The organism is Stenotrophomonas sp. YJH_SMC_110 (genome assembly GCF_059369255.1).
In genome coordinates, this window is record NZ_JCAFSM010000005.1 from 271,364 (window position 1) to 298,047 (window position 26,684).

A 26,684-nucleotide genomic window follows, 5' to 3' on the forward strand; every position below is an offset into this window, starting at 1 on the left:
GAAGGTTCTACAACTTGAAGTTTTTCGTGCGTCCCCATCGTCTAGAGGCCTAGGACATCACCCTTTCACGGTGGCGACCGGGGTTCGAATCCCCGTGGGGACGCCAGTTTCAAAACGGACTCTGCTCCCGGCAGATCATCCGGAGTTTCATGGGGCCATAGCTCAGCTGGGAGAGCGCCTGCATGGCATGCAGGAGGTCAGCGGTTCGATCCCGCTTGGCTCCACCACTTCGACATTAGGCCGTCGAAGGATCTACAACTTGAAGTTTTCGTGCGTCCCCATCGTCTAGAGGCCTAGGACATCACCCTTTCACGGTGGCGACCGGGGTTCGAATCCCCGTGGGGACGCCAATTCTTGAAAACCCCGACTCCGATCGGGGTTTTTCTTTGCCTGTGATTCCTGGGAAGGCCCTATCCACGCATGGTGTGGATGGCTTCACCCCGATTACGGCTCAGAACCGCCGATACATCCCGATCGATGCCGGTGCCGTGGGCGCGAAACCAAACTGTGCGTACAACCGATGCGCCTCGCCATCGGCCAGCAGGCTGACGTACGCCGATGGCGGCAGGTTGGCCTGCATCCAGCCATCCAGGCGCCGCATCACTTCCTTGCCCAGGCCCTGCCCCTGCAACCGCGGCAGCACCGCGATATCACAGACCTGCAGGTGGCAGCCGCCATCGCCGACGATACGGCCCATCGCCACCAGCTCAGTGCCCTGGTAGGCACACACGCCGAACAGCGTATTGGGCAGCGCGCGGGCGGCCGCTTCCCGGGCCTTGGCACTGAGGCCTGCAAGCACGCGCAACCGGCAGTAGTCCTCGACCGTGGGCACGGCTTCGCGGAACTGGCAGGTGATGGAATCAGTCATGCGGCATCTCCAGATGGGTCGGGCTATCCTGCCGCATCCACGTCGCAGCCGCTGCGACCCAGGCCCCCAGAGTCCCATGTGCTATTCCGCCCTGATCCGCGCTGACTACGCCAAGCTGGTACGCGAGTTCGGCGCCATCCTGTCGCTGGAGGAGTTCGCCGAACTGTACGCACACGATCCAGGCAAGAAGCGGCCGAAGACGCCGAAGGCGATGGATGACGGGTTCGCCGGTGCGCGTACCGAACAGGGCCGGGACATCGTGGCGAAGATCCAGCAATGGCATGCGCAGGAGCAGCAGGCGCTGGAGGCTGAACTGGTCCGGCAGCGCGAACGACGCGATATTGCCCATGCCACGCTGGCCACCCGGCCCACGCAGAAAGCGCGCAATGACCTGCGCGTGGCTGGCAACCGCATCGAGCGCGCGCAGGCCCGGCTGGACGACCTGCATCGGGTGCAGCTGCTGCCGCGCGACAACCGCATTTTCCCCGGCACCTACGCGCCGGTGATGGTCAGCGAGAACGGCCGGCGCGTGATCAAGCCGATGCGCTACCAGTGCCGGTTGCCGGACAAGCCGGCGCGCAACGACGTGCTGTACCCCGGCACCTACAACGCGCGGCGCGACAGCCTGGAAGGTTACTGGCGGGGTGCGTTCGGACTGCGCCACGGCGTGGTGGTGGTGCAGGCTTTCTACGAGCACGTGCCCCGCCACGCCATCGCCGGCCGCAGCCTCGGTGCCGACGAAAAGGAGCAGGACGTGGTGCTCGAATTCCGCCCCGATCCACCCCGCGACCTGCTGCTGGCCTGCCTCTGGGCGGAATGGGAAGGACCGGAAGGCCGCCTGCTTTCGTTTGCCACGATCACCGACACACCGCCCAGCGACGTCGCCGCTGCCGGGCATGACCGCGGCGTGGTACCGATCCGCAGGGAACACCTGGACGCCTGGCTCAACCCCGAACCGGATGATCTGGCGCGCCAGTACCGCATCCTCGATGACCGCGAGGAAATCCGTTACGTGTACGAGGAAGCGGGCTGAGCGCCGGACGCGAATGAAAAACCGCGCGTGGGCAGGGCTCCTGGATCAGGGGTTGCCGCCGCGCATCGCAGACGTGAGGATTCAGCCCCCGCAGCTTCCCCCTGCCGGTGCGTGGCGAGCGGCTCAGGCCTTGGCGCTGGAGCGTCCCACCGCACGCGCCAGCGCCCGCGACAGATCGGCCGACAGGTACGGCTTGACCAGCAACAGGCCGGCCAGCATCGGCGCAGGCAGCTGCTCGGCCAGCATCCCGGTGGCCAGCACGAACGGAATGCCACGCGCCGAAAGCGCTGCAGCCACTGGCTCACTGGTCTCGTTGCGGGCCAGCCGGTAATCCAGCAGGGCCACGTCAGGAGTGCTCTGCTCCAGCAGCCGCAGGGCCTCGGACACACTCGCGGCAAGCCCGACCACAGTCGCACCGGCATGCACCAGCTGCATCTGCAGCAGGGCCGCACTCATCTCGTCGTTCTCGACCACCAGCACCCTCAGGTCCTGCAACACTGTCATCAGCTACCGCTCCTGGAGGCAATTGCACGTCGGGAGTATAGCTACCAAGGGGCCAATGCCGACAGGAACCGCCCTGATAGGCTCTCCTACTAGGCATCTCCTGCCGACCTCGGTTACACTCGCACGCTGCCTGCCGGTGTGGCGGAATGGTATACGCAGCTGACTCAAAATCAGCCGGGGGTGACCCCATGAAGGTTCGAGTCCTTTCACCGGCACCACTGCATCAAAGGCCAGGTCCATGACCTGGCCTTTTGCATTTCCCGGACCGGAGCGCCGACACTGGCGAGGATGCCCCAGCATGCCCCTCCCACGCTCGCCGACATACTGCGCGCCCATCGCCACCTGCGGGGGCAGCCCCGCGACTGCTGGACGTACGCCCACGTCAACGCCGTCGTGTCACCCCGCTGAAACGAAAATGTGACAACCGACAAGGTTGTGAATAGCACTAGCGCACACTTTTCTTGCCAGCCTCACCTACTTCTGCCTATCGTGATCCCAGCCGGATCTGGGGGCGGGGGAATGCATGACGTTGCGTGCGGCACTGTTTTTCATGGTCACGCACGCGCTCGTCATTGCCTTGATCGGCCCGCAGGACCCGGTTGGCTCCTACCTGATGCTGATCACCGCCCCCCTTCTGGCCGCTCTGGCCTGCGTGCGACGCGCGCGCGACAGCCAGGCGGCCTGCAAGTGGCGAACGCTGGGCGCTGCCGTCGGCCTGTTCTCGCTGGCCCTGCTGGCCCTGCTGTATCGCAATGTGGCCGGCCTCAGCCCTGCGCAGATGACCGCCTCGTCGCTGATCCTGTATGTGTTCTACCGGATTCCGCTGACCTACGTTGCCGCCAGCCCAGGCGGCGGCAACCGCTGTATCCGTGCGGTGGACCTGGCGGTCATCGCGCTGCTGTGGTTGCTGTACTTCGTGCATACGCGGGCGATGGCACACCTCAACACCGCATTGTGGACGCAATGCCTGCACACCCTGAGCAACGTGCAGAACAGCCTGGTGTTCTGCTTCGCGCTGATCCGCTTCCTGGCCGAGGACAATGCCGACCGCCGCGACTTCTTCCGCACGTTGACGATCTACGCGCTCGGCTACTTCCTGATGGCGCTCTACATCAATACCTGGCAGCCGCAGGTACCCGATGGTGGCTGGGGCGACCTGCTGATCAGCGGGCTGTTCGTGCTGCTGGCAGTGCTGGCCGGCAGCACGTACCGCCCACCGGCGGTGGCTGTGCCGCGCAACCTCCGCCGCATCGTCGATGCCGGCGTGCCGCTGATGCTGCCGTTGCTGCTGATGATGGTGGCGCTGCTGGTGGCACGCCTGCAGCCGACCCTGGCCACCGTGGGGTTCATCGGTGCCATGCTCGGCCATGCCCTGCGCAGCGTGCTCACCCAGGTGCAGATCCAGCGTGAGCGCGACGAGCTGGCGCTGCTGGCCCGGCGCGATCCGTTGACCGGGCTCGGCAACCGGCGCAACTTCGATGAAGCGCTCGGCAGCGCGCACGGCCGCGCCCGTCGCCAGGGCGTGGGGCTGGCGGTGCTGATGATCGATATCGACCACTTCAAGCGACTCAACGACACCTACGGGCATCCGGAAGGTGATCGCCGCCTGCAGGCGGTCGCCGCGATCCTCGACGGCTGCCTGCAACGCGGTGATGACCTGCTGGCCCGCTACGGCGGCGAGGAGTTCATCGCCGCCCTGCCCGCGCCCGACATCGGCCACGCCCTGGGCCTGGGCGAGCGCCTGCGCGCCGCCGTGGAAGCCGCCGCCCTGCCCGCCGCCCAGGCCCACGTGACCATCAGCATCGGCGTGGCCTGGCAGGCCGCGCATGACCAGGGTGACCCGCGCAGCCTGGTCGAGCGTGCCGACCAGGCCCTGTACCGGGCCAAGCATGCCGGCCGCAACTGCGTGCACGCCGCCCCGGCCGTCGAGGCCGGGGAACAACACGCCGACCGCCGCGCCTAGACCGCGCGCAGCACCGCCGCACCATGCAGGTGCCCCGCCCCACCCTGCACGCGGAAGCTGGCCACCGTCTGCAGCAGCTGCGCCGACTGTTCTTCCATGCTGCGCGCCGCGGCCGAAGCTTCCTCGACCAGCGCGGCGTTCTGCTGGGTGCCCTGGTCGATCAGATCGACGGCATGGTTCATCTGCTGGATGTCGTCGCTCTGCTGCTGCGCGGCCGTGCTGATCTCGGACATCAGGTCGCTGACCCGGCGCACGTTGACCACGATCTCGTCCATGGTGCGGCCGGCGCTCTCAACCTGCGCGGTACCGGCACCGACATTGGCCACCGACGCATCGATCAGCTGCTTGATCTCCTTGGCGGCACTGGCCGAGCGCTGCGACAGTTCCCGGATCTCGGTGGCGACCACGGCGAAGCCACGCCCGTGTTCGCCCGCACGCGCGGCTTCCACCGCGGCGTTCAGGGCAAGGATGTTGGTCTGGAAGGCGATGCCGTCGATCACGCCGATGATGTCGACGATGCGGCGCGAGGACGCGTTGATCACCGCCATGGTTTCCACCACTTCGTGCACTACGTTACCGCCGCGCGCGGCGACATCGGCGGCACCACCGGCCAGCTGACTGGCCTGCCGTGCGTTGGTCGCGGTGCGCTGCACGGTCTCGGCCAGGCCCTTCATCGACACCGCGGTCTCTTCCAGCGACGCTGCCTGCTGCTCGGTGCGCTGCGACAGATCGCTGTTGCCCTGCGCGATCTCGGTGGCGCCGACGGCGATGGTGTCAGCGGCGAATTTGATCTGGCCGATGATCGCGGCCATCGCCTCGACCAGCGAATTCACCCCTTCGCACAGCTCGGCGATCGGCCCGGTCTTGTCGGCGGTGGCCACGCGCCGGGTCAGGTCGCCCTCCTTGGCGGCCGCCACCACTTCACGGGTCTGCGCCACGGCACGCTGCATGGCCTGGTTCTCATGCACCTGCGCGGTGATGTCGGTGGCGTACTTGACCACCTTGAACGGCTTCCCGTTGAGGTCCAGGATCGGGTTGTAGGACGCCTGGATCCAGACCTCGCGTCCGCCCTTGCCGAGGCGCCGGTACTGGCCGGCATCATATTCGCCACGGCCGAGCTTTTCCCAGAACTGCCGATACTCGGCACTGCAGCGATACTCAGGTTCGACGAACAGCGAGTGGTGCTGGCCACGCACATCATCCAGGCTGTAACCGGTGGCAGCCAGGAAGTTGTCGTTGGCCGACAGGATGCGGCCATCCATGCTGAACTCGATCACCGCCTGCGACTTGTCGATCGCCGCCAGCTGGCCGGCCGAGTCGGCCGCCTGCAGCTTCTGCGCAGTGATGTCAGTGGCGAACTTGACCACCTTGTACGGACGCCCCTGCCGGTCCAGCACCGGGTTGTACGAGGCCTGGATCCAGATCTCGCGCTGGTTCTTGCCAAAACGCCGGTACTGGCCCGCGTCATATTCGCCACGACCCAGCCGCGCCCAGAAGTCACGGTATCCGGCGCTGCGCGCCTGCTCGGGGTCGACGAACAGGGAATGATGCTTGCCCTGGATCTCCTCCAGCCGGTAACCCATCGCCTGCAGGAAGTTCTCGTTGGCCTGCAGGATGGTGCCATCGAGGGCGAACTCGATGACCGCCTGGACCCGGTGCAGCGCCGCGACCTGCGCCTCCAGCTCGGCACGGCCATCGGCCGCCGCCTCGACGTCGCTGCGGTGCTGCGGTGCCAGCGCGCCCAGCAGGGCGCGCCACGGCGACCAACGGGTATGCAGCTCGGCCGGCGCCTGCGCGCCCGCCGTAAAGCCTGGAATGAGCATTGTCTGATCCTCGGTGTCCGGTAAGCGGTTGCGACCCGACGGGCGGGATGCCCGGCGGCAACTTCAGTTGCTTGGGACTACAGGTACCGGCAGGCACCCCTCGAGCGGCTGGCAAGAACGTCTGGTGCGGGTGCGATCGGCATAGGGAGCGGCGGAACACACAGCGCGGGCCGCCCGTCGGGGGCAGCCTGGGGTCCTGCAGCGGGCGACTTGAGCGGGATCCAGAGGGAATATCGGCGATGCGATCGGTGGCTTTAGCCGGATTCCGCGACGTCCATCGCATCTTCAGATGCTGCTGCAGGGATGCGGTAGACAATCGCGATGCACTTCACATTCTGCTCACGCGCGACAGGGGCACCGCCGAGCGGTTTCGCCAGGCGCCGGCTGGGCAGGTTCTGCTCGGCACCGGGTGTCGTCAGGGCATATGTCGCGCGTTGTCGCCGTCACTGGGCATAGCCTTGCCCGGCACGCGGATGCAGTTCAAGCGGAAAAGGTTTGCATGACCAACGGGAGATCCGATGGCAGATGAAACTGGCCAGCATGCAGCGAACCGCAGGACGCTCACTGACACGGAGATCGCATGTTCCCACGCCTGGCCAGTTTCCTCATCCTGGGCCTGTGCAGCAGCGGCGCCTTCGCTGCCGACGCCACCTACCGCCCCAGCTTCCATCCCGACCAGCTGAAGGGCCCGCCTGCCGGGCGCCCGAACGAAGTGCTGGTACTGGGCACCCCCCACTTGTCCGGCCTGCCCAAGTCCTTCCAGCCCGCCTTGCTTGAACCGTTGCTGCAGCGACTGGTCGCCTGGAAGCCCGAGCTGATCGCCACCGAAGACCTGTCAGGCCTGCAGTGCGATTTCATGCGTCGCTACCCGGCACGCTATGCGGAGAGCGTGGCCACCTACTGCTTCGACACCACCGCTGCGCAGGCTGCGACCGGACTGGACGTGCCTACGGCGAACACCCAGGCCGAGCACCTGCTTGCGACCTGGCCGGACGAGCCGACGCCCGCCCAGCGTCGTCGGCTCGCAGCATTGTTCCTGGCAGCGGGTGAACGCGGCTCGGCGCAGGTGCAGTGGCTGCGCCTGCCTGCGTCTGAGCGCAAAGGCGGTGATGGACTGACACCTGCCTTGGTCGAGATCCTCGAAAAAGGCCTGGTTCGCCGCAATGAAACCCACCTGATCGCCGCCGAGGTCGCCGCCCGCCTCGGGCAGGAACGCCTGTGGGCCGTGGACGACCACACGGCCGATTCGCCCACGCCCGCCGAGGATGAAGCGGCGGCCAGCGCGGCCATCACCGGTGCCTGGAACAATACGCACTCGCGCGCGCGGCGGGAGGCCGATGAACGCCTCGTGGCCGATCTGGACAAGCCCGGCGGTGTCATGGCGCTGTATCGGGACTACAACAGCCCGGCGGCGGCGATGGCCGCCTACCAGAGCGACTTCGGCGCGACGCTCGTCGAGCCGTCCTCCAAGGCGTTCGGCCGGATGTACGTCGGTTACTGGGAAACCCGCAACCTGCGCATGGTCGCCAACATCCGCGACGTGCTGAGCCAGCATCCTGGCAGACGCATGCTGGCCATCGTGGGTGCCTCGCACAAGGGCTACTACGAGGCCTACCTCAATCAGATGCATGACGTGCGGCTGGTCAGTGCGGACACGGTATTGCGTTGACGGGAACAGGTGCCGGCCATGCGCCGGCGCTATCCTGCAAGGCCCGATTCGCAGGTGCCGACATGCTGAAAGTGATCGCCGAGGATTTCATCCATCCCGATGCGGTGGACACCGTGCTTCCCCTGTACCGGGAGCTGGTCGCATGCACGCTGCGCGAGCCGCGCTGCCTCGGCTATGAACTGTTCGTCGACCAGAAGGATCCGGGCCACTTCATCTTCATCGAGCTGTGGCCCGACCGCGCCGCGCTCGACCTGCACTGTGCCAGCGAACACTTCCAGCGCCTTGTGCCACAGATCAATGCCTTCCAGTGTGCGCCGTGCCGGTTCCTGCTGATGGATGCCGTACGGGTGTAGTGCCTGCAGCGGGATGCATATGATCGCTGCGGCCATGCCGCCACAGCAACAGGCAGGCCGCAACCGTGCAGGACAGGCTCAGGACCAGCAGCGCGACCGCACCTTGCTGCAACACGGGCAACAACGCCCGTGCGTGCAGGTCGCCGCGCAGCTGTTCGGCGCGTAGACAGGCGGCCAGCGCCAGGCACCAGCCGATCAGGGCCGGAATGAACTTGCGTACCGCAACCGGGTTCCAGGCATTCATGGAGGTTACCTGCGTGAGTGGAGTGCGCGCAGTATTCGCGCGCGTCCTCTCACAGGCTGAGATCAGTCCTCCGCGGCGTCGGGATCGTCACCCGGAAGCTGGGACAACTCGCCCTGCACCTGCACGTTGTTGCGCCCCATCGCCTTGGCCCGGTAGCACTGGGCATCGGCCGCAGCCACCGCCTGGTCCACGCTCATGCCGCCGGCCAGCGGCGCGATACCGATGCTGGCACCGATCCGCAGCCGGTCCTGGTCCCACGGAATGGACAGCGCGGCCAGGGTGTGCAGCAGCTCGCCCCCGATGCGGGCCGCACGCCGCGGCGTGCAACCGGACAGGATGACCGCGAATTCGTCGCCGCCCAACCGTGCCACCACGTCCGAATCGCGCACGCCATGGCGCAGCACGCTGGCCACCGCCCACAGCACGGCATCGCCGGCCAGATGGCCCCAGGTGTCGTTGACCGGCTTGAAGCGGTCCAGATCGATGTACATCAGCGAGGCGGCCTGGCCGGTGCGCTCCACGCGGGTGATCGCCTGCTGCAGGTGCACCTCGAAACCGCGGCGGTTGCTCAGTTCGGTGAGCGGATCGATCTCGGCCAGGTGGCGGGCTTCGCGCTGGCGTGCCCGCTGCTGGGTGTCGTCGCGCAGCACCCACACCGCGCCGCGCACGTGGCCTTCGTCATCGCGCAGCCAGGCGCGGGTCAGGTCCACCGGCACCGTTGCCGTGCCCAGGCGCAGCAGCAGGTCGGCGTGCAGGTCCACCGCGTTGCTCTCCGGGTCCAGCAGCACCGTCACATCCAGTACCGAACCGGGCGCGTACTCGGTGGTCAGCGCCAGCACGTCCTGAACCTTGTGCCCGGCCAGCGACAAGGCGCCATCACCGGCCAGGGTGCGCACCGCAGCCGCGTTGGCGTAGTCGATGCGGCCATCAAGGCTGACGCTGAGCACCAGGTCGGCCACCGCATCCAGCGTGATTCGGCTGCGTTGTTCACTCTCGAACAGGCGCTGCTCGCTGCTGCGCTGGGCGGTGATGTCCTGGATCTGCGACACGAAATGCAGCGGTTCGCCATGCTCGTTGCGCACCAGCGACACCGACAGCCGCGCCCAGATGATGCGGCCGTCGCGGTCGAGGTAGCGCTTTTCCAGGTGATAGTGGCTGCGTCGCCCGGCCAACAGGTCCTGTACCAGGGCCAGGTCGGTCTGCAGGTCATCGGGATGGGTCAGGCGCTGGAAATCGACCTGCAGCAGCTCTTCTCGCGGGTAGCCCAGTATCCGGCACAGCGCGTCGTTGACATCCAGCCAGCGTCCTTCCAGCGACACCAGTGCCATGCCCAGTGCGGCGGAGGTGAACGCGCCAGCGAACTTCTCTGCCGAAAGTCGTGCTTCGGCGCGTGCCTGCAGGATCTCGGTAATGTCGATGGCCATGCCGACGTAGCCGATGCGCGTTCCATCGGCACTCTCCATGCGGCTGATCGACAGGCGTACCTGGCGTGACTGGCCATCCTTGCGCAGCAGCGTCCACTGCCGCGAGTAGGTCTGCCCGTCGGCACGCGCGCTCAGCGCCTCGAACACGCCGGGAAGATTGCCATCAGCATCAGCCAGCGGCTGCAACCACGCTTTCAGTTCGGCTGGATCGTGGAAGGCGTCGAGCCGGCGCTGGCCGACCACCTCCGCCGCGCTGTAGCCCAGCAGGCGCTCCGCCCCCGTGTTGAACAGGGTGATGGTGCCATCGGTATCGGTGGCGATCACCGCCACCTCATCGGACGCATCGACCACGGCCTGCAGGCGCTGCCGGGTCTCGGCCGCGTCCTGCCTTGCCTGCTGCAGTTCGGTGACATCGGCATGGGCACCGGCCATCCACAGCGGCTTGCCCTGCCCGTCCCATTCAAAGACCCGGCCACGGTCCTGGATCCAGATCCACTGGCCGTTCCTGTGGCGCATGCGCAGCAGGCAGGCGTAGTTGTCGCTGCGCCCTTCGAAATGGTCGTCCAGCGCTGCATCGGACAGCGCAATGTCATCGGGATGGACCAGCTTCAGGAACGTCTTCTGGCAGATCGGTTCCAGCTCATCCAGGCGATAACCGACAATCTCGGCCCAGCGCGCATTGACCCGCATCTCGCCGGTCTGCACGTTCCATTCCCAGGTACCCGCAGCGGTACCGTCGATGATCATCGCCAGCCGGCGACGCTCTTCAGCCAACGCCTGCAGGCGGCGCTCCAGCAGTCCATTGCCGTGGGTGCCCTGGCCCGGCATCACTCCGGTCCCCTGCCGGCACGGGCAGGCGCCGACCGCAGCGAAGCACTGCGGCCTGCAACGAAGACGGCGGGTCGTGCTGGCGTCATGGTCCTCCCCAGCGACAGCGGGGAGGCCAAACGCCCCCCTCAGGCGCAAGTGTGCGCAATCACGGGGAAAACCGACAAGCCCCCCGCCCCGGATCAACCGTGACGGGGGGCACGATCCTCAGCTGCGCTTGGCCCGGGCAAAGGCTTCGGCCAGGGCATTGTTGGCCGGCGGCGCAGACTGGGCCGGACGGCCGCCAGCGCCCTGGCCGCGGTTCGGTCCACGGTTCTGGCCGCCAGCGTCACGGCGCGGCCCTTGGCCCTGGCCCCGCTCATCGCGCTGGCCCGGGCGGCTGGTGGCCTGGCCCGGGGTATCGTCCAGGCGCCGGGTCAGGGCGATGCGCTTGCGCGCCACGTCCACCTCCAGCACCTTCACCTTGACGATGTCACCGGCCTTGACCACGTCGCGCGGGTCCTTCACGAAGGTATCGGCGAGCGCCGAGATGTGGATCAGGCCGTCCTGGTGCACGCCGATATCGACAAAGGCTCCGAAGGCGGCCACGTTGCTGACCACGCCCTCCAGCACCATGCCCTCGCGCAGGTCCTTGATGTCCTCGACGCCCTCGGCGAAGCGCGCCGCCTTGAACTCCGGGCGCGGGTCGCGGCCCGGCTTTTCCAGTTCCTTCAGGATGTCGCGCACGGTCGGGACGCCAAAGGTGTCGTCGGTGAACTGTTCTGCCTTCAGGCCACGCAGGAAGCTGCCGTCACCGATCAGCGCCTTGATCGGGCGCGCGGTGCTGGCCACGATGCGCTCAACCACCGGATAGGCTTCGGGGTGTACCGCCGAGGCGTCCAGCGGCTGGTCGCCATCGGCGATGCGAAGGAAGCCGGCGCACTGCTCGAAGGTCTTCTCGCCCAGGCGCGCGACCTTCAGCAGGTCCTTGCGGCGCTTGAACGGGCCGTTGTCGTCGCGATGGCGCACGATGTTCTCGGCCACCGTGGCCGACAGGCCGGACACCCGGGACAGCAGCGCGGCCGAGGCGGTGTTGACATACACGCCGACCGCGTTCACGCAGTCCTCCACGCGCGCGTCCAGCGCCCGCGCAAGGCGGTACTGGTCCACGTCGTGCTGGTACTGGCCGACACCGATCGCCTTGGGTTCGATCTTGACCAGTTCGGCCAGCGGGTCCTGCAGGCGACGAGCGATCGATACCGCGCCACGCAGCGACACGTCCAGCCCCGGGAACTCCTTGGCCGCGAACTCGGAGGCCGAGTACACCGAGGCGCCCGCCTCGCTGACCACGACCTTCTGCAGCTTCGGGTTGGCGGCAGCCTTGATCGCTTCGCCGGCCAGCTTGTCGGTTTCGCGGCTGGCGGTGCCATTGCCGATCGCGATCAGCTCCACGTTGTGCTTGGCGCACAGCTGCTTGATCGTCTGCACCGACTGCTCCCACTGGCGGCGCGGTTCGTGCGGGTAGATGGTGTCGGTGGCGACCAGCTTGCCGGTGGCATCGACCACGGCAATTTTGCAGCCAGTACGGATGCCAGGGTCCAGGCCCAGCACAGTCTTCGGGCCGGCCGGTGCGGCCAGCAGCAGGTCCTTCAGGTTGTCGCCGAACACCGCGATGGCTTCGGCTTCGGCCTTTTCGCGGGCCTGGTTGAACAGGTCCAGCAGAAGATGGGTGTGCAGCTTGGCGCGCCAGGTCAGGCGGCAGGCATCCAGCAGCCAGCGGTCGGCGGCACGCCCCCGGTCGGCGATGCCGGCCTTGCGTGCCACCCGACCCTCGGCGTACTGGTGGCCCGCTTCGGCATCGCTGCCCGGGTCCAGTTCCAGGAACAGGATCTCTTCGCGGCGCGCGCGGAACAGCGCCAGCAACCGGTGCGAGGGAATCTTCGCCAGAGATTCGGCATGTTCGAAATAGTCGCGGTACTTGGCGCCTTCGGTTTCCTTGCCCTCGGCCACGCGGGCACGGATCACGCCGGTCTCGCCCAGCCAGGTGCGCAGCTCGCCAACCAACGCGGCATCTTCGCCCCAGCGCTCCATCAGGATCGCGCGGGCGCCTTCCAGCGCGGCCTTGGTGTCGGCCACCCCCTTGTCGGTATCGACGAAGGTGGCCGCGAACGTCTGCGGGTCCTGCGTCGGATCGGCCAGCAGGCCATCGGCCAGCGGCTCCAGACCGGCCTCGCGGGCGATCTGGGCGCGGGTACGGCGCTTGGGCTTGTACGGCAGGTACAGGTCTTCCAGCCGGCTCTTGGTATCGGCGGCCAGGATGTCATTGCGCAGCTCGTCGCTGAGCTTGCCCTGCTCGCCGATGCTGGCCAGCACCGCCGCACGGCGGTCCTCCAGCTCGCGCAGGTAGGTCAGCCGGGTTTCCAGGTTGCGCAGCTGGGTGTCGTCCAGGCCACCGGTCACTTCCTTGCGGTAGCGCGCGATGAACGGAACGCTGGCGCCCTCGTCGAGCAGGCCGACGGCGGCGCGTACCTGGGCGGACTGGGCACCGATCTCGTCGGCGATGGTCTGGGCGATCTGCTGGGCGAGCGCGCTCTGGGCGTTCTTGGCGTCGTGCATTGCTTCAGGTCTGAGCCGCGTTACGGGAAGACCCCATTCTGGCAACCGACGACGGAGCCGGACAAGGCATTGACAGGGGACGAGGTACAGCGGCGTAGCCGGAGTGGACGCCGGCATCCTGGCAAAGAGCGGGCCCGGACTGGCCCGGGGCTGGGATGCCGGCGCGGGCGCGCGATGGTGGGCGCGCCCTGCCGCGTGTTGCGTAGGTCAGCGGTAGTGGCGGGCGGCGCGCTGCATGACGATCTCGTCACGCATGCCTTCCAGGGCCATCAGGCGGACCTTGCCGACACCCTGCAGTTCCATGAACCGCTCCGTGTAGAACTCCGGCCCCAGCGCGGTGTCGGCGCGGGATTTGCTGAAGCCGTAGGGCACCACGCCCTTCTCGCCATCCTTGCTACCACCGACATAAAGAACGATTGCCATGTGATGTATTCCTCCAAATTGCTACTGCGTACTGCACTCGATGAGCGATGCTGCGAGCTCATCGGGGGAGAGCTTACCGCGTCGAACCTGACTGGAACGTCACGAAGGCTAATGACGATCGGTTGCATGCAGATGACTGCGGGATCGCAGCAGAATGCTTACGGATCCTTAACTTCCGGCTAACGAATCCGTGGGGGATTCCCGCCAACGGCGCAACCCCTCGTGGGTGGTCGTGTAACGCGTTTCATGTGATTGGGCCGCGCACCCACCTCGCCCGGCCCCTGACAGTTTTTCGGGCACGTCCAGCCACGGAAAAGAAAAAAGAAGATCAAAAGCAAAAACAGCTTGCCTGGCCGCTTTTTGTAGAGCCGAGCCCACGCTCGGCTGCTTTCAGGCCAGTCCGCGAAGCCGAGCGCAGGCTCGGCTCTACACGAGCAAGCGCAGCGCGCGACCCGCTTCTGCTGTTCTTTATCTCTTCCGTGGCTGGACGCGCACGGAATCTGTCAGCGGCCGGGTGGGTGGGGGTGGCGGGGTATCCGCGGCATGGGTCGGACGCATGCGCCCGACGGGTTGGGCAGGACGCCCAACCCCGGTCTTGCCGTGTGCGCAGGACACCGCACACGTGCAAGCCGCGGCCAAGCCCCCATGGATGGGTTCACGGCGTCCGCGCTGGCCCCACCCACCCGGCCAGCCCCCAGGAAGCAGGCATTCCGCGACCAAGCCACGAGGGGCTGCGCCGTTGGCTGGAAACTACGGCCACCAGCCGTGCCCGAACCGGGCGAAATGATCGGCCGCCCGCTCGAACGGATTGCGCGCACTCACCCCGCCACACAGCAGGTACACCGGCAGGTACAGCGGCCCCAGCACCATGTACTGGTAGACATGCGCACGCTCATGGTCGTCCAGCCGGATCAGCGGCTCCACGCCCCACCCCGCCTGATGCGCGTAGGTCCGGCAGGAAATGCCAAGATCGTGGCCCGTGTGCAGGATCACATTGCCCAAGGTGATCGCCCCACCCGGCCCCCACGGCCAGCGGTCGAACACCAGCGCGCAGTCACGCCGGCTCCAGCGCAATGTCGCGCCGCCGAGCATGCCGGCCAGCCCACCCATCAGGCCGATCAGGGTGTTGGGCAGGGTCCACACCGCGCCCAGCACCTGCAGCGCGCGCAGCCAGATCGGCCAAGGCCGGGAGGCGGTGTTCAATCGGCCTCGTTCGGCATCAGCAGCCACAGGATCAGGTAGACCAGGATGCCGGGGAAGGCCGCCGAGGCCAGCGACAGCAGCACGTAGACCACCCGCAGAAGGTTGGCATTCCAGCCGAAGCGATGGGCAATGCCACCCATCACGCCGGCGATCATGCGGTCGTTCAATGAACGCGACAGTGTCTTGGGCGTGGTGTTCATGGCGGCGGCTCCGGGCAACGGACAGGGCAGTCGAGCGTGGCTCGACTCTACACCCTGCCCATGTCTACGGCGTGCGGTGACGCAGCGCCTGCAGGCGCGCACCGAACCAGGCGGCTGCGGTCTGTTCAGGCTGCCCCGGGCACTGGATGCGATAGGGTTTGCCGCTCATGCTGCTCTGGCTGGCGGCGCGCTCGATGAACTGCTCGGCGCTGTCCACCATGTCCTTCTTCAGCAGATAGTCGTACTTGCGCTGCAGATGCGCGCGCGCATCGCCGCCGTCGTACCAGCTGCCATTGCGCTGGAACCGGCACTGGGAGCCGTCCAGGCTGGCGATCAACTGGGCGATCTCCCGCCGTGCATCCGCACTGGGTGCGGCCTGGGCAAGGGGCGCTGCCAGCAGTACCGCAAGAATCAACAAAACCCGGTACGTCATCATCCCTCCAAGTCAGTCGAGCAGGGCTCGACTCTACAGGTCGCGCGCCTTCAGCCAACCATCGATCGTGGCCGGCACTTCGCGCTGCGCGCGCCCGGACACGTAGATGCCGATATGGCCACCGCGGAAGCTGGACTCGGTGTAGTCGTCCGTGCCCAGGCGCCCGCGCATCGCGCGCGAGGCGTCCGGCGGCACCAGATGATCCTGCTCGGCGTAGATGTTCAGCACCGGCAGCGTCACCTGCGACAGGTCCACTGCTTCCTCGCCGATCCTTACCGTGCCCTTCATCAGGCCATTGGCCTGGTAGAACTGCTTGATGAAATCGCGGAACGCCTCGCCCGCCAGGTCCGGCGAATCGAAGATCCACTTCTCCATGCGCAGGAAGTCCTCCAGCGCCGCCTTGTCATCGAGGATGTCGAGCAGGCCGACGTACTTCTGCACGTTCAGGCGGAACGGCTTGAGCATCAGGTAGCTGGCGTTCATCAGGTCGGCCGGGATGTTGCCCAGCGTATCGACCAGCAGGTCCACGTCCACCTGCCGCGCCCAGTGCGAGAGCATGTTGTCGGCGGTCTGGAAATCGACCGGGGTGACCATGGTGATCAGCTTGCCCAGCTTCTGTTGGCGCAACGCTGCGTAGCACAGCGCGAACACGCCGCCCTGGCAGATGCCGAGCAGGTCGACCGGGCCACCACTGCGCACGCGCAGCGCATCGACCGCTCCGTCGATGTAGCGCAGCAGGTAGTCCTCCAGGGTCTGGAAGCGTTCGGACCGGTCCGGGTAGCCCCAGTCCAGCACGTACACGTCCTGGCCCAGCGCCAGCAGCTTCTGCACCAGCGAACGGTCGGCCTGCAGGTCGACCATGTACGGCCGGTTGACCAGCGCGTAGACGATCAGCAGCGGCGTGCGCCGGGTCGGCGCCTGCTCACCGACGAAGCGATACAGCACCACCTTGCCGTCGCGCCAGACTTCCTCGCGCGCGGTCACGCCATAGTCCACGTCTTCCACCTGCGGCAGCAGCTTCAGCCCTTCCATCAGCTTGCGCTGCATGGCCAGGCTCTCCTGCATCAGGTCATCGGCGTTGAAGCCCAATGGTCCCTTCATCGGTCACGCGCCCGAGCGGAAGCGCGAGGTGCGGCCTTCTTCGCAGATGTCTTCTTCGCAGGCGCCTTCTTTGCCGGCGCGGCCTTCTTCGCGGTCTTGCGCGCAGTTGGCTTCACCTTCGCCGGCGCCGGCTGCGCCACCGGATCGACCTCAGCGGTTCCGGCCAGCACAGCCACCTGCGCCTGCAGGCGGCGCAGGCTGCGCTCCAGCTCGGCGATGCGACGGTGTGCGGCATCCATCTCGCTCCGGGTCGGCAGGCCGATCCGTTCACTCATCTGTTCCACCTCCCGCTGCAGGCCGGCGCGCAGGCGCATCTGCGCGTTGCCCAGCGAGGCGTACACCTGCTGGAACGGTTCGGACATGGCGACCTTGGCGTAGGCCTCCTCGGCAACTTCGATCCACAGGTCGAACATCGCGCGGGCGCTGGTCAGCTGGCTGCCGGGCTGTTCGTGCTCGGCCAGGCGCTGCTCGAACAGCGCAAAGGCTTCGTCCAGTGCCTGCTTGATCTGATCGACATAGGCGCGCGAATGCTGCTGGTATTCCTCCTGCGCACGCAGCAGGGCCTGCCAGCGCGCCTGGTGCTCGCGGCCGGGGCCGAATGCCGGGCTCTGCAGCCACGGGCCCGCCTGCAGCTGGAACTGCTGCAGCCAGGCGGCGAATTCGGGTACCGCGGCGCCGGCGTGCGTGCTGCCACGGGCGCCCTGCAGCATCCACTGGAGCATGCCGTCGCCCTGCCCCTGCACCGCCTCGCGCCAGGCCTGGGCCACATCGGCACTGCTGGCGTCGCGGCCCGCAAACCGTGCGGCGACCTCCTGCATGGTGCCGTACCAGCTGCCCGCCTGTTCGCGGAACCGGCGCACGGCATCTTCCGGCGCGCCCTGCGCCTGCTCGGGCAACAGCTGGCCCCACCAGTCGAACAACCGCTGCCAACTGCCGGGATCGTCACCGGCGGGTGCGCCGGGCGTGCTCGCATGGCGCAGGGCATCGCCCCAGGCGCCGAAATACTGCCGGGCCAGGGTTTCGAAATCGCTGCTGCCGGTGTCGTGGGCCGAGCTGGTCATCGCAGGCCTCCGCAGGGCTGGCTCATGGCTTGGGAATACGCAAGGTCTTGCTGATCATCAGCGACCCGGACAGGGCGAACAACAGCACCATCGGGTGCAGCTGCCACGGGCCGATCTGCCACTGGCCGAACCAGATGTTCTGGCCGATGGCATCGGTGCCGGCGGCAATCGCCAGTACGATCACCAGCACCAGGCTGGTCGGGATCGGGGTGCCCTCGAAATACGTGACCTTGCCCTCGTCGCCGGCGAGCGCCTCGGCAGTGACGTTGTAGCGTGCCAGGCGGCTGACGCCGCAGCAGACGAAGTAGCTCAGCACCAGCCAGTCCCATCCGCCCTGCATGCCGCAGGCATAGGCCAGCGCCGCCGGCGCCACGCCGAAGGAGATCACGTCGGACAGCGAGTCCAGCTCGCGGCCCAGGGTGGAGCTGGACTTGCGCCAGCGCGCGATGCGCCCGTCGAGGGCGTCGAAGATGAAGGCCAGCGGGATCAGCGCCATGCCGAACAGCAGATAGCCGCGCTCGCCGTCCTGCAGGAAGCGCATCGCGGCAAAGACCGCACCGGTGCCGCAGAAAGCATTGGCCAGGGTGAACCAGTCGGCCAGCTGGAATTCGCGCAGCATCGAGAAGTGACGTTTCATGGGGTCTCACGGAGCATCAAGGCCCACAGGTTACCGCGAGCGCCGCCGCTGGCGACAGCGCTGGCTCAGCCGATCCTTCACCGCCCCCTCACCCGTCGTCACCGGCGGTGAATTTTTCGCCACCCATCTTGACAGCCTAGGGGGGTGGCGCCTGTCGGGGCTTATCCACAAAGTTGCCCACGCGTAATCCACACCCCCTGTGGACAACCAGATCTCACCGACTGCGACGGTGGACATTTCCTCATCACTCTTCCGCGGGGTTTCCCTACTTCCCAAGCCGCAGAGTCGGCGCTATGGTCACCGGCGGGCCCGCCGCCGCCGCGTCCGATTCCTGGTGACGGGCGGCGATATGCCGGATGCTTCCATCTGCCGCTGGCGCAGCGGCCCTGAAGTGGTAGAGCCGGCCGCTGGCCGGCTGCCCCGACCGTTCCGCGTTGCCGGCCAGCGGCCGGCACTACCCAGCCTGCACCCGCCGCCAGCGCTCGAAACAGAACACCTGCATCACCAGCATCGCCAGCAACCCCAGCGGCCACGCCCACCACACGCCGGCCAGCCCGTGCTGCGCCTGCATCCACATCGCCAGCGGCAGCTCCAGCAGCAATACCGCCGCCATGCCCAGCAGCGCTGGCCGCCATACCGTGCCACTGCCGCGCATCACCCCTACCAGCACGGTGCTGCCGCCCATCGCCAGCACGCCCCATGCCACCGTGCGCAACTGCAGCGTCGCCAGTTCACGCGCTTCGGCAGCCACCAGGATCAGGCCGGTCAGCCAGGGCGCAAGCACCATCACCAGCAGCACCACTGCACTCAGCATCGCCAGTCCAAGCAGCACGCCGGTGCGGGCGATGGCCGGCAGCCGTGCCGTACGCCCTGCACCCATCGCATGCGCCGCGAGGATGGTGGCGGTAATGCCCAGCGACATCGCCGGCAGCTGCACCCAGCTCATCAACTGGTTGACCGCACCGTAGGCGGCCGTGGCCGTGTAGCCGTAGCGGTTGATCCAGCCCAGCAATACGATCTCGGCAATGGCCAGGCTGAGCATCTGCAGAGAAGACGGTACGCCGATGCGCAGCATCGCGCGGATGAGCGCGCCATCGAAACGGATGGCACGCAACTGCTCGCGCCGTGGCGCCAGGGGATGTCCTACCCGATGCCAGCGCCACAGCAACCAGCCCAGGGCCAACAATGAGGCAAACGCCGCCGATACAGCCGCACTGGCCGACCCCAGCCGCGGCAGGCCGGTCCAGCCCAGGATCAGCAGCGGCGTGCACAGCAGGCCGACCACCGTGGCCAGCAGCAGCGCCTGCAGCGGCGTCTTTGCATCGCCCACTGCGCGGCTCACGGCAGTGGCCAGCCACAGCAGGAAGAACACCGGAGCCGCCAGCAACAGCACGCGCGCGTACACGATGGACTCGCCGAGGATCGCTGACGGCGTGCCCAGTGCCGCCAGCAGCTGTGGCGCGAAACCGCCGCCCAGGGCCATCACCGGCACCGACAACAGCAGGATCAGCGCCACCGCGCTGCCAGCCACCGCGCGCGCCTGTTGCGGGCGGCCCGCGCCCCAGGCCTGGCCGATCAGCACCATCGCGCCCGTGGCCAGGCCCATCACCAGGGCCAGCAGCAGGAAAAAGACCGGGAAGAACGCCGCGGCCGCAGCCACCGCCTGTGTGCCAAGCAGGTGGCCGAGATAGATGTTGTCCAGCGTGCCTGCGGCCAGCTGCAACGCATTGGTCAGCAGCATCGGCAGCAGCAGCGTCAGGTAGGTGCGCCACAGCGGGGGTGCTGCCGGAGGTGTCGGATGTACAGGGGGGCTCATGGGATTCTCTGGGCAAGGCGCCGCCCTGCCCGGCGTTTCCGCCAGCAAAGCAAGCACAGGGGAAGCGGGCCGCGGCCCGCGATCAGATGACGCCGTCGCTCAGCAACGGCGCGATGGCTCAGCCGTCAGCGTCTTCGAACGCCAGCCGCAGGGCGTGGTCGCGCACATCCCTGGGCCAGGAATGCAGCGCTGCTTCCAGGCCCGCGCGGTCATGCGCGAACAGCACCCGAATGGCCTCCTCGAAGCCCGGCAGGTCACCGGCGATGGCCTGCAGGAAGTGATAGGTACGCTCGCTGTGGCGGCGCTGCCGATCCTCGTCGGCACCGGCACGGCTGGCCGCTTCCACCAGCCTGCGCAGCACCACCGAGGCCCCACCCGGCTGTTCGGCCAACCACGCCCAATGCCGCGGCAGCAGCGTCACTTCGCGGGCGACCACGCCCAGTCTGGGGCGGCCACGGCCACGCGGGGTTGCGGGTGCCTCTCCGGTAGTGACGTCGGCATCCGCCTCCACGGCGGAGGGAAACGCTTCGGTCACCCGCGCCAGCAGCTCTGTGTCGCTGCCGCGCGTGTCGAAATCGCGGGTTCGCCCGCTGGCGTTGTCGAACACCAGCAGCGGACCGGCTGCGTTGTCGGCACGCAGCTGTTTCAACGCCAGCGCTGCCACTTCCGGGGTACCGGAAGCGACCAGGCGATGGCCGTCGAAACAGCTGAAGGGAGGAAGTCGGGACACAGGCATGGCAATGGCATCAGAGGCGATGCGTGAATATTGCCCGGGTAATTTTACCGAGTCAATATTGTCCGGGTATTAATTTGCCAGAAGAGCGTGCCAACCAAGGTTGGCACCCACCCGATTCGTCACCTCACAGCCGGCTGTAGGACCAACTGACCATGCGGCCGTCCTTGTACGGCATCACGCCGTGGAACGGGCGCGGGTCGGCGTCGAACACCAGCGGCAGGAAGTTGCGGTCGCCCTCCCACATCGGCAGCGTGTCCAGCTTGTCCAGGTCCACCCACTCCAGCGTGCCTTCATGGTTGCCGCCGTGCGGGGTGCCTTCGAAAGTGTCGATGACGAACACGAAGCCCAGCCAGTCTTCACCGTGCTTGCCGAAGCCCGGCCAGCTGAGGGTGCCGCGCAGGCGCATGCCGGTGCAGTCGATGCCGGCTTCCTCGGCGATCTCGCGACGCATGCTGGCTGCCACGTCCTCGTCCGCTTCGATCTTGCCGCCCAGCCCGTTGTACTTGCCCAGGTGGTGGTCACCCGGACGGGTGTTGCGATGGATCATCAGCACCTGGCGACGATCAGGCGACAGCACGTAGCCCAGGGTGGCGACGATCGGGGTGTACGGCATGGGCGGCATCCAGCGGCAGGTCAGCCGTGGATTATGGCCGATCAGCGCACCAGCGACAGGCGGCGCTCGGCGGGTGTGCCTGCGCCATCGGGATCGCGGCGCAGGGTGGCCACGCCGTGACCGCGCTCAGCCAGGTATTCCAGCCACTTGCCGAGGAAGGTGTTCATCCGCATGCGGTGGCTGATCAGCTCGGCCGGCGGCGGGTACAGGCCCATCGTGTCCTGCCAGCGGCGGCCGACGTAGCAATGGGTGGTCTCGGCCTGGCGTGCGTCACGGTAAAGACGCACATACGCCGAGGGATCCGGCTCACCGGTGACCGGGTCAGCCAGGTCGTAGGTCAGGCGCAGTTCCACCGTGTAGCGGTGGCACTCGATCACGTCCAGGCGTACGTCCAGGCCGTCGCCGATCGAGGAAATGTAGCTGCCCGCCACCAATCCGGCCGGTTCGAACAGGCGCACCAGATGGCGGTAGTTCTCCGCGTACAGGCCCATGAGCCAGCTCAACCGGCTCAGGCGGGGAATACGTTCGGTGCGGGGCGAGGCTTGGGCCATGGGTCGATCCTACACGTTGGTGCTTCAACCTGGGGGCGCCTCAAGCCACAGCCAACCCGACAACGACGATCCCCGTGTAGAGCCGAGCCCATGCTCGGCTGCTGTTCGGGAAGAACCCGGCGGCCCAGCCGAGCGTGGGCTCGGCTCTACAGGGCGAAGTGCGGCGCGCCGGAAAGGCTCAATACAGCTCGCGCTGCAGCCCCAGCGTGGCCAGCACCTTGCTGGAAATCTCCTCGATCGAGGTATGCGTGGTGCTCAGGGTCGGGATCCGCTCCATGCGGAACATGGTCTCGGCCGCAGCCACCTCGCGCTTGCAGGTCTCCAGGTTGGCGTAGCGCGAGTTCGGACGGCGCTCCTGGCGGATCTGCTGCAGCCGGTCCGGATCGATGGTCAGGCCGAACAGCTTGCGCCGGTAATTGCGCAGTCGCGGCGGCAGGCGATCGCTTTCCAGGTCTTCGTCGGTCAGCGGGTAGTTGGCCGCGCGTACCCCGTAATGCAGGGCCAGGTAGATGCAGGTCGGCGTCTTGCCCGCGCGCGACACCGCCACCAGGATCACGTCGGCATCGTCGTAGTTCACCGCGATGCCGTCGTCATGGGTCAGGGCGAAGTTCATCGCGTTGATGCGACGGTGGTAGGTATCGAAATCGACCATGCCGTGGGCCTGGCCGACCCGGGCCAGGCGCGGGCTGGCCAGTTCACGCTCCAGCGGCTCGATGAACGGCGCGAACACATCCAGCATCAGCGCCCCGCTGTCGGCCAGGATCAGGCTCAGGCTCTGGTCCACGCAGGAGTTCACCACGATCGGCCGGACCTGGTAGCGCTCCCCTGCCGCCTGGATCCGGGCACAGGCTTCACGCGCTTTTTCGGGGTCGTCGACAAACGACATGCGGTCGGTAATGAAGCTGAACCCGGAGAACTGGGTCAGCAGGCTATGCCCAATGGTTTCAGCGGTGATACCGGTTCCATCGGAAACGTAGAACACCGGACGGATGGTCGACATGCGCGCTTTTACCCCCTACGAAGCTTAAAAAGGCCGCCAGCACAAGCTTGTGCCGACGGTGCTCTGCCCGGCATCATATCGGCTTCTTCCTACGGACGCGGCCACTCAGCCCGCCTCGGGCGATGGCCAAACGGAGCATCGCGCTTGAACGAGAACATCCTGTGGTTGCACGAACTGCGTCTGGCCGATCTGGCCCGCGTAGGCGGCAAGAATTCGTCGCTGGGCGAGATGATCGGCAACCTGGCCGGTCTGGGCGTTTCGGTGCCGGGCGGTTATGCCACCACCGCTGAAGCCTTCAAGGACTTCATTGCGCACAACGATCTGTCCAAGCGCATCTTCGACAGGCTGGCCACGCTGGACGTCGAGGACGTCAACGCGCTGACCGCCGCCGGCAAGGAAATCCGCAGCTGGGTGATCGATGCGCCGCTGCAGCCGCAGCTGGACCAGGACATCCGCACCGCTTACGCCAAGCTGAGCGCCGACAACGGCGGCGGCGACGTGGCCGTGGCCGTGCGTTCCTCGGCCACCGCCGAGGATCTGCCGGATGCCTCCTTCGCCGGCCAGCAGGAAACCTTCCTCAACGTCACCGGTGCCGACGACGTCGTGCACAAGGTCAAGGAAGTGTTCGCCTCGCTGTACAACGACCGCGCCATCGCCTACCGCGTGCACCACGGCTTCAAGCATGAGGACGTGTTCCTGTCCGCCGGCGTGCAGCTGATGGTGCGTTCGGGCGTCGGTTCGTCCGGCGTGCTGTTCACCCTGGACACCGAGTCCGGCTTCCGCGACGTGGTGTTCGTCACCTCTTCGTTCGGCCTGGGCGAAATGGTCGTGCAGGGCGCGGTCAATCCCGACGAGTACTACGTCTACAAGCCCACCCTGCAGGCCGGCAAGCCGGCGATCCTGCGCCGCTCGCTCGGCAGCAAGGCGATCCGCATGGTGTATTCGGATGTTCCGGGTGAGCGCGTCAGGATCGAGGACACCCCGGCCGAGCTGCGCAACACCTTCTCGATCAGCGACGAGGACGTGCAGGAACTGTCCAAGCAGGCGCTGGTCATCGAAAAGCACTACGGCCGCCCGATGGACATCGAGTGGGCCAAGGACGGTGTCAGCGGCAAGCTGTTCATCGTGCAGGCGCGCCCGGAAACGGTGAAGTCGCGCAGCCACGCCACCCAGATCGAGCGCTTCGCGCTGACCGAGAAGGGCGGCAACGTGCTGGCCGAAGGCCGCGCCGTCGGCGCCAAGATCGGCTCGGGCGTGGCCCGCGTGGTGAAGACGCTGGACGACATGAACCGCGTGCAGCCGGGCGACGTACTGATCGCCGACATGACCGATCCCGATTGGGAACCGGTGATGAAGCGCGCTTCGGCCATCGTCACCAACCGTGGCGGCCGTACCTGCCACGCCGCGATCATCGCGCGCGAGCTGGGCGTGCCGGCCGTGGTCGGTTCGGGCAACGCCACCAAGGTGATCGAAGATGGCCAGCTGGTCACCGTCAGCTGCGCTGAAGGTGATACCGGCTTCATCTACGAAGGAAAGCTCGGCTTCGAGCGCACCACCACCGATCTGGGCAACATGCCGCCGGCACCGCTGAAGATCATGATGAACGTGGCCAACCCGGAACGTGCCTTCGACTTCGGCCAGCTGCCGAACGCCGGCATCGGCCTGGCCCGCCTGGAAATGATCATCGCCAGCCACATCGGCATCCACCCGAACGCGCTGCTGGAATACGACCGCCAGGATGCGGCGACCAAGAAGAAGATCGACGAGAAGATCGCCGGCTACGGTGATCCTGTCAGCTTCTACGTGGACCGCCTGGCCGAAGGCATCGCCACGCTCACCGCCTCGGTTGCACCGAACCCGGTGATCGTGCGCCTGTCGGACTTCAAGTCCAACGAGTACGCCAACCTGATCGGCGGCAGCAACTACGAGCCGCACGAAGAAAACCCGATGATCGGCTTCCGCGGCGCCAGCCGTTACGTCGACCCGAGCTTCTCGGCCGCCTTTGCGCTGGAGTGCAAGGCCGTGCTGCGCGTGCGCAACGAAATGGGCCTGGACAACCTGTGGGTCATGATTCCGTTCGTGCGCACCCTGGAAGAAGGCCGCAAGGTCGTCGAGGTGCTGGAACAGAACGGCCTGAAGCAGGGCGAGAACGGCCTGAAGATCATCATGATGTGCGAAGTGCCGTCCAACGCACTGCTCGCCGATGAGTTCCTGGAGATCTTCGACGGCTTCTCGATCGGCTCCAACGACCTGACCCAGCTCAGCCTGGGCCTGGACCGCGACTCGTCGATCGTCGCGCACCTGTTCGACGAACGGAACCCGGCAGTGAAGAAGCTGCTGTCGATGGCGATCAAGGCCGCACGCGCCAAGGGCAAGTACGTTGGCATCTGCGGCCAGGGCCCGTCCGATCATCCGGATCTGGCCGAATGGCTGATGCAGGAAGGCATCGAGTCGGTGTCGCTGAACCCGGACACCGTGGTCGATACCTGGCTGCGCCTGGCCAAGCTGAAGGCCAACGGCTGATGCCGTAATGGGCTGACGTCGCTTTCATCGACGTCCGCACATACTGCTGCCGCACGCAAGCCCCGCCTCTGCGGGGCTTGCTGTTTCTGGCGTCCGTGCACGCCACGCGCACCTCGCGCCTGTCCCTCAGCAGCAAAGGAACTCCCGCATGATCGCCGCCGCCCGACCCGCCCCCGCCGCAACGCCCTGGTTCCACTCGCTCAACTGGGAGCGCCTGCTGGAAACCTACGGCGTACCGTTGCTGGCCGCGATCGTGGTGCTGCTGGTGGGCCTGTGGGTGGCACGACGCCTGTCCAACGCGATGCCGCGCGCTACGGCTCGCATGGGTGTGGACCCGATGCTGGGCAGCTTCCTGCGCAACGTGGTGTATGCCGCATCGCTTGTGATCGTGGTGGTGCTGGCGATCGGCACGCTGGGCGTGCAGATCACCCCGTTGCTGGCCGTGCTCGGTACCGCTGGCCTGGCCGTCGGCCTGGCATTGAAGGATTCGCTGTCCAACATCGCCTCGGGCGTGATGCTGGTGACGCTGCGACCGTTCCGCGTGGGCGATGTGGTCACCGTGGCCGGACAGACCGGCACGGTGCGCGAAGTGCGCATCTTCCAGACCGTCATCACCGGTGCCGACAACCAGCACACCACCATTCCGAACACGTTGATCACCGCTGCACCGATCATCAACCTCACCGCCGAACCGACCCGCCGCGTCGAACTGGTGATCGGCATCGGCTATGAAGACAACATCCAGCTGGCGCGCGATACCGCGCTGGCGTTGATGAAGGCCGACCCACGCGTGCTGCAGACACCGGCACCGGACGTGGTGGTGTATGAGCTGGGCGCGCACGCCATCAACCTGGGCATCCGCTGCTACGTGAAGTCGGCCGACTGGTTCGGTACCAAGGTCACGCTGCTGGAGCAGCTGAAGCTGGGCTATGACAAGGCCGGCATCAACATCCCGTATCCGCAGCAGGACATGCACCTGTACCTGCATGGAAAGGATGGCGGGGTGATAGAGGCTGACGCGCTGGTGCGCGACAAGCCCTGATCCATGCCGGTAGTGCCGACCAACGGTCGGCACCCACCCAT

General features: G+C 66.9%; 24 protein-coding genes and 4 tRNA genes. 11 read left to right on the forward strand and 17 right to left on the reverse strand.

What is annotated here, in order from left to right:
• Window positions 1-30 precede the first annotated feature (30 nt).
• The 3 genes from AC5P6H_RS12110 to AC5P6H_RS12120 all read left to right on the forward strand — a co-directional run bounded on the left by AC5P6H_RS12110 (window position 31) and on the right by AC5P6H_RS12120 (window position 350).
• Window positions 31-106: transfer RNA gene (locus AC5P6H_RS12110), tRNA-Glu, on the forward strand.
• 45 nt (window positions 107-151) lie between these two features.
• A tRNA-Ala gene (locus AC5P6H_RS12115) sits at window positions 152-227 on the forward strand.
• Window positions 228-274: 47 nt separating this feature from the next.
• Window positions 275-350 (forward strand) — tRNA-Glu (locus AC5P6H_RS12120).
• Window positions 351-451: 101 nt separating this feature from the next.
• Here AC5P6H_RS12120 and AC5P6H_RS12125 read toward each other — a convergent pair.
• Window positions 452-868 carry a GNAT family N-acetyltransferase gene (locus AC5P6H_RS12125; protein ID WP_014647532.1) on the reverse strand — a complete coding sequence of 139 codons (417 nt, stop codon included), beginning with the start codon at window positions 866-868 and terminating at the stop codon, window positions 452-454.
• A gap of 76 nt (window positions 869-944) precedes the next feature.
• On the opposite strand from AC5P6H_RS12125, the gene AC5P6H_RS12130 reads away from it, so the two are divergent.
• The gene (locus tag AC5P6H_RS12130) at window positions 945-1,901 is read left to right on the forward strand and encodes an SOS response-associated peptidase family protein (protein ID WP_049404942.1); all 957 of its coding nucleotides are present in this window, start codon (window positions 945-947) and stop codon (window positions 1,899-1,901) included.
• Between the two features lie 123 nt (window positions 1,902-2,024).
• On the opposite strand, the gene AC5P6H_RS12135 is transcribed toward AC5P6H_RS12130, so the two are convergent.
• A complete protein-coding gene (locus tag AC5P6H_RS12135; protein WP_032957303.1) occupies window positions 2,025-2,405 on the reverse strand; it encodes a response regulator in 381 nt (126 codons plus the stop codon).
• A gap of 132 nt (window positions 2,406-2,537) precedes the next feature.
• Here AC5P6H_RS12135 and AC5P6H_RS12140 point away from each other — a divergent pair.
• Window positions 2,538-2,623: transfer RNA gene (locus AC5P6H_RS12140), tRNA-Leu, on the forward strand.
• 305 nt (window positions 2,624-2,928) lie between these two features.
• Window positions 2,929-4,368 carry a GGDEF domain-containing protein gene (locus AC5P6H_RS12145; RefSeq protein ID WP_053495880.1) on the forward strand — a complete coding sequence of 480 codons (1,440 nt, stop codon included), beginning with the start codon at window positions 2,929-2,931 and terminating at the stop codon, window positions 4,366-4,368.
• On the opposite strand, the gene AC5P6H_RS12150 is transcribed toward AC5P6H_RS12145, so the two are convergent.
• On the reverse strand, window positions 4,365-6,191 hold the full coding sequence (locus AC5P6H_RS12150; protein ID WP_329768163.1) for a methyl-accepting chemotaxis protein: 1,827 nt from the start codon (window positions 6,189-6,191) through the stop codon (window positions 4,365-4,367). The genes AC5P6H_RS12145 and AC5P6H_RS12150 overlap by 4 nt on opposite strands.
• A gap of 580 nt (window positions 6,192-6,771) precedes the next feature.
• Between AC5P6H_RS12150 and AC5P6H_RS12155 the strand changes: the two genes are divergently transcribed.
• From AC5P6H_RS12155 to AC5P6H_RS12165, 3 genes are all read left to right on the forward strand, one after another.
• Complete coding sequence (locus AC5P6H_RS12155; protein WP_014647537.1) at window positions 6,772-7,860, forward strand: DUF5694 domain-containing protein; 1,089 nt, start codon at window positions 6,772-6,774, stop codon at window positions 7,858-7,860.
• Window positions 7,861-7,922: 62 nt separating this feature from the next.
• On the forward strand, window positions 7,923-8,213 hold the full coding sequence (locus AC5P6H_RS12160) for a putative quinol monooxygenase (RefSeq protein ID WP_046431272.1): 291 nt from the start codon (window positions 7,923-7,925) through the stop codon (window positions 8,211-8,213).
• 13 nt (window positions 8,214-8,226) lie between these two features.
• Entirely contained in the window at window positions 8,227-8,379 is a 153-nt protein-coding gene (locus AC5P6H_RS12165; RefSeq protein WP_495202676.1) for a hypothetical protein, read from the forward strand.
• A gap of 140 nt (window positions 8,380-8,519) precedes the next feature.
• Here AC5P6H_RS12165 and AC5P6H_RS12170 read toward each other — a convergent pair whose 3' ends face one another.
• From AC5P6H_RS12170 to ppsR, 14 genes are all read right to left on the reverse strand, one after another.
• The gene (locus AC5P6H_RS12170; RefSeq protein ID WP_014647539.1) at window positions 8,520-10,709 is read right to left on the reverse strand and encodes a PAS domain S-box protein; all 2,190 of its coding nucleotides are present in this window, start codon (window positions 10,707-10,709) and stop codon (window positions 8,520-8,522) included.
• A gap of 207 nt (window positions 10,710-10,916) precedes the next feature.
• A complete protein-coding gene (locus AC5P6H_RS12175) occupies window positions 10,917-13,304 on the reverse strand; it encodes a Tex family protein (RefSeq protein WP_100450266.1) in 2,388 nt (795 codons plus the stop codon).
• A gap of 207 nt (window positions 13,305-13,511) precedes the next feature.
• A complete protein-coding gene (locus tag AC5P6H_RS12180) occupies window positions 13,512-13,727 on the reverse strand; it encodes a hypothetical protein (RefSeq protein ID WP_005410085.1) in 216 nt (71 codons plus the stop codon).
• Window positions 13,728-14,477: 750 nt separating this feature from the next.
• Window positions 14,478-14,930, reverse strand: coding sequence for a hypothetical protein (locus AC5P6H_RS12185; protein ID WP_049408098.1), 453 nt, complete (start codon window positions 14,928-14,930; stop codon window positions 14,478-14,480).
• Window positions 14,927-15,130 carry a PspC domain-containing protein gene (locus AC5P6H_RS12190; RefSeq protein ID WP_241887467.1) on the reverse strand — a complete coding sequence of 68 codons (204 nt, stop codon included), beginning with the start codon at window positions 15,128-15,130 and terminating at the stop codon, window positions 14,927-14,929. Before AC5P6H_RS12190 ends, AC5P6H_RS12185 begins: the two co-directional genes overlap by 4 nt.
• A 64-nt stretch (window positions 15,131-15,194) precedes the next feature.
• Window positions 15,195-15,563: a YfeK family protein gene (locus AC5P6H_RS12195; RefSeq protein ID WP_032956112.1), complete on the reverse strand. Its 369-nt coding sequence runs from the start codon at window positions 15,561-15,563 to the stop codon at window positions 15,195-15,197.
• Between the two features lie 33 nt (window positions 15,564-15,596).
• Window positions 15,597-16,664, reverse strand: coding sequence for a class III poly(R)-hydroxyalkanoic acid synthase subunit PhaC (gene phaC, locus AC5P6H_RS12200; RefSeq protein ID WP_046431281.1), 1,068 nt, complete (start codon window positions 16,662-16,664; stop codon window positions 15,597-15,599).
• A complete protein-coding gene (phaE, locus tag AC5P6H_RS12205) occupies window positions 16,661-17,725 on the reverse strand; it encodes a class III poly(R)-hydroxyalkanoic acid synthase subunit PhaE (protein ID WP_126411090.1) in 1,065 nt (354 codons plus the stop codon). The genes phaC and phaE overlap by 4 nt, the downstream gene beginning before the upstream one ends.
• A gap of 22 nt (window positions 17,726-17,747) precedes the next feature.
• The gene (locus AC5P6H_RS12210) at window positions 17,748-18,362 is read right to left on the reverse strand and encodes a CDP-alcohol phosphatidyltransferase family protein (RefSeq protein ID WP_014647547.1); all 615 of its coding nucleotides are present in this window, start codon (window positions 18,360-18,362) and stop codon (window positions 17,748-17,750) included.
• A 454-nt stretch (window positions 18,363-18,816) separates the two neighbouring features.
• A complete protein-coding gene (locus AC5P6H_RS12215; RefSeq protein ID WP_126411091.1) occupies window positions 18,817-20,178 on the reverse strand; it encodes an MATE family efflux transporter in 1,362 nt (453 codons plus the stop codon).
• A 118-nt stretch (window positions 20,179-20,296) separates the two neighbouring features.
• A complete protein-coding gene (locus tag AC5P6H_RS12220; protein ID WP_032956104.1) occupies window positions 20,297-20,914 on the reverse strand; it encodes a DUF2239 family protein in 618 nt (205 codons plus the stop codon).
• 124 nt (window positions 20,915-21,038) lie between these two features.
• Entirely contained in the window at window positions 21,039-21,527 is a 489-nt protein-coding gene (locus AC5P6H_RS12225; protein WP_014647550.1) for an NUDIX hydrolase, read from the reverse strand.
• A 41-nt stretch (window positions 21,528-21,568) separates the two neighbouring features.
• Window positions 21,569-22,078, reverse strand: coding sequence for a DUF1249 domain-containing protein (locus tag AC5P6H_RS12230; RefSeq protein ID WP_032956108.1), 510 nt, complete (start codon window positions 22,076-22,078; stop codon window positions 21,569-21,571).
• 178 nt (window positions 22,079-22,256) lie between these two features.
• Window positions 22,257-23,078: a posphoenolpyruvate synthetase regulatory kinase/phosphorylase PpsR gene (ppsR, locus tag AC5P6H_RS12235; RefSeq protein WP_014647552.1), complete on the reverse strand. Its 822-nt coding sequence runs from the start codon at window positions 23,076-23,078 to the stop codon at window positions 22,257-22,259.
• A gap of 144 nt (window positions 23,079-23,222) precedes the next feature.
• Here ppsR and ppsA point away from each other — a divergent pair, with 144 nt between their 5' ends.
• Together ppsA and AC5P6H_RS12245 are read left to right on the forward strand one after the other, a co-directional pair.
• Entirely contained in the window at window positions 23,223-25,601 is a 2,379-nt protein-coding gene (gene ppsA / locus AC5P6H_RS12240; protein ID WP_014647553.1) for a phosphoenolpyruvate synthase, read from the forward strand.
• 148 nt (window positions 25,602-25,749) lie between these two features.
• Window positions 25,750-26,643: a mechanosensitive ion channel family protein gene (locus tag AC5P6H_RS12245; protein ID WP_136191781.1), complete on the forward strand. Its 894-nt coding sequence runs from the start codon at window positions 25,750-25,752 to the stop codon at window positions 26,641-26,643.
• Window positions 26,644-26,684 lie beyond the last annotated feature (41 nt).

Bases quoted from the DNA above. Each gene is read 5' to 3' on its own strand.
- AC5P6H_RS12125 (WP_014647532.1), bottom strand. From the start codon at position 868: ATGACTGATTCCATCACCTGCCAGTTCCGCGAAGCCGTGCCCACGGTC.
- AC5P6H_RS12130 (WP_049404942.1), top strand. From the start codon at position 945: ATGTGCTATTCCGCCCTGATCCGCGCTGACTACGCCAAGCTGGTACGC.
- AC5P6H_RS12135 (WP_032957303.1), bottom strand. From the start codon at position 2,405: ATGACAGTGTTGCAGGACCTGAGGGTGCTGGTGGTCGAGAACGACGAG.
- AC5P6H_RS12145 (WP_053495880.1), top strand. From the start codon at position 2,929: ATGACGTTGCGTGCGGCACTGTTTTTCATGGTCACGCACGCGCTCGTC.
- AC5P6H_RS12150 (WP_329768163.1), bottom strand. From the start codon at position 6,191: ATGCTCATTCCAGGCTTTACGGCGGGCGCGCAGGCGCCGGCCGAGCTG.
- AC5P6H_RS12155 (WP_014647537.1), top strand. From the start codon at position 6,772: ATGTTCCCACGCCTGGCCAGTTTCCTCATCCTGGGCCTGTGCAGCAGC.
- AC5P6H_RS12160 (WP_046431272.1), top strand. From the start codon at position 7,923: ATGCTGAAAGTGATCGCCGAGGATTTCATCCATCCCGATGCGGTGGAC.
- AC5P6H_RS12165 (WP_495202676.1), top strand. From the start codon at position 8,227: ATGCATATGATCGCTGCGGCCATGCCGCCACAGCAACAGGCAGGCCGC.
- AC5P6H_RS12170 (WP_014647539.1), bottom strand. From the start codon at position 10,709: ATGCCGGGCCAGGGCACCCACGGCAATGGACTGCTGGAGCGCCGCCTG.
- AC5P6H_RS12175 (WP_100450266.1), bottom strand. From the start codon at position 13,304: ATGCACGACGCCAAGAACGCCCAGAGCGCGCTCGCCCAGCAGATCGCC.
- AC5P6H_RS12180 (WP_005410085.1), bottom strand. From the start codon at position 13,727: ATGGCAATCGTTCTTTATGTCGGTGGTAGCAAGGATGGCGAGAAGGGC.
- AC5P6H_RS12190 (WP_241887467.1), bottom strand. From the start codon at position 15,130: ATGAACACCACGCCCAAGACACTGTCGCGTTCATTGAACGACCGCATG.
- AC5P6H_RS12195 (WP_032956112.1), bottom strand. From the start codon at position 15,563: ATGACGTACCGGGTTTTGTTGATTCTTGCGGTACTGCTGGCAGCGCCC.
- phaC (WP_046431281.1), bottom strand. From the start codon at position 16,664: ATGAAGGGACCATTGGGCTTCAACGCCGATGACCTGATGCAGGAGAGC.
- phaE (WP_126411090.1), bottom strand. From the start codon at position 17,725: ATGACCAGCTCGGCCCACGACACCGGCAGCAGCGATTTCGAAACCCTG.
- AC5P6H_RS12210 (WP_014647547.1), bottom strand. From the start codon at position 18,362: ATGAAACGTCACTTCTCGATGCTGCGCGAATTCCAGCTGGCCGACTGG.
- AC5P6H_RS12215 (WP_126411091.1), bottom strand. From the start codon at position 20,178: ATGAGCCCCCCTGTACATCCGACACCTCCGGCAGCACCCCCGCTGTGG.
- AC5P6H_RS12220 (WP_032956104.1), bottom strand. From the start codon at position 20,914: ATGCCTGTGTCCCGACTTCCTCCCTTCAGCTGTTTCGACGGCCATCGC.
- AC5P6H_RS12225 (WP_014647550.1), bottom strand. From the start codon at position 21,527: ATGCCGTACACCCCGATCGTCGCCACCCTGGGCTACGTGCTGTCGCCT.
- AC5P6H_RS12230 (WP_032956108.1), bottom strand. From the start codon at position 22,078: ATGGCCCAAGCCTCGCCCCGCACCGAACGTATTCCCCGCCTGAGCCGG.
- ppsR (WP_014647552.1), bottom strand. From the start codon at position 23,078: ATGTCGACCATCCGTCCGGTGTTCTACGTTTCCGATGGAACCGGTATC.
- AC5P6H_RS12245 (WP_136191781.1), top strand. From the start codon at position 25,750: ATGATCGCCGCCGCCCGACCCGCCCCCGCCGCAACGCCCTGGTTCCAC.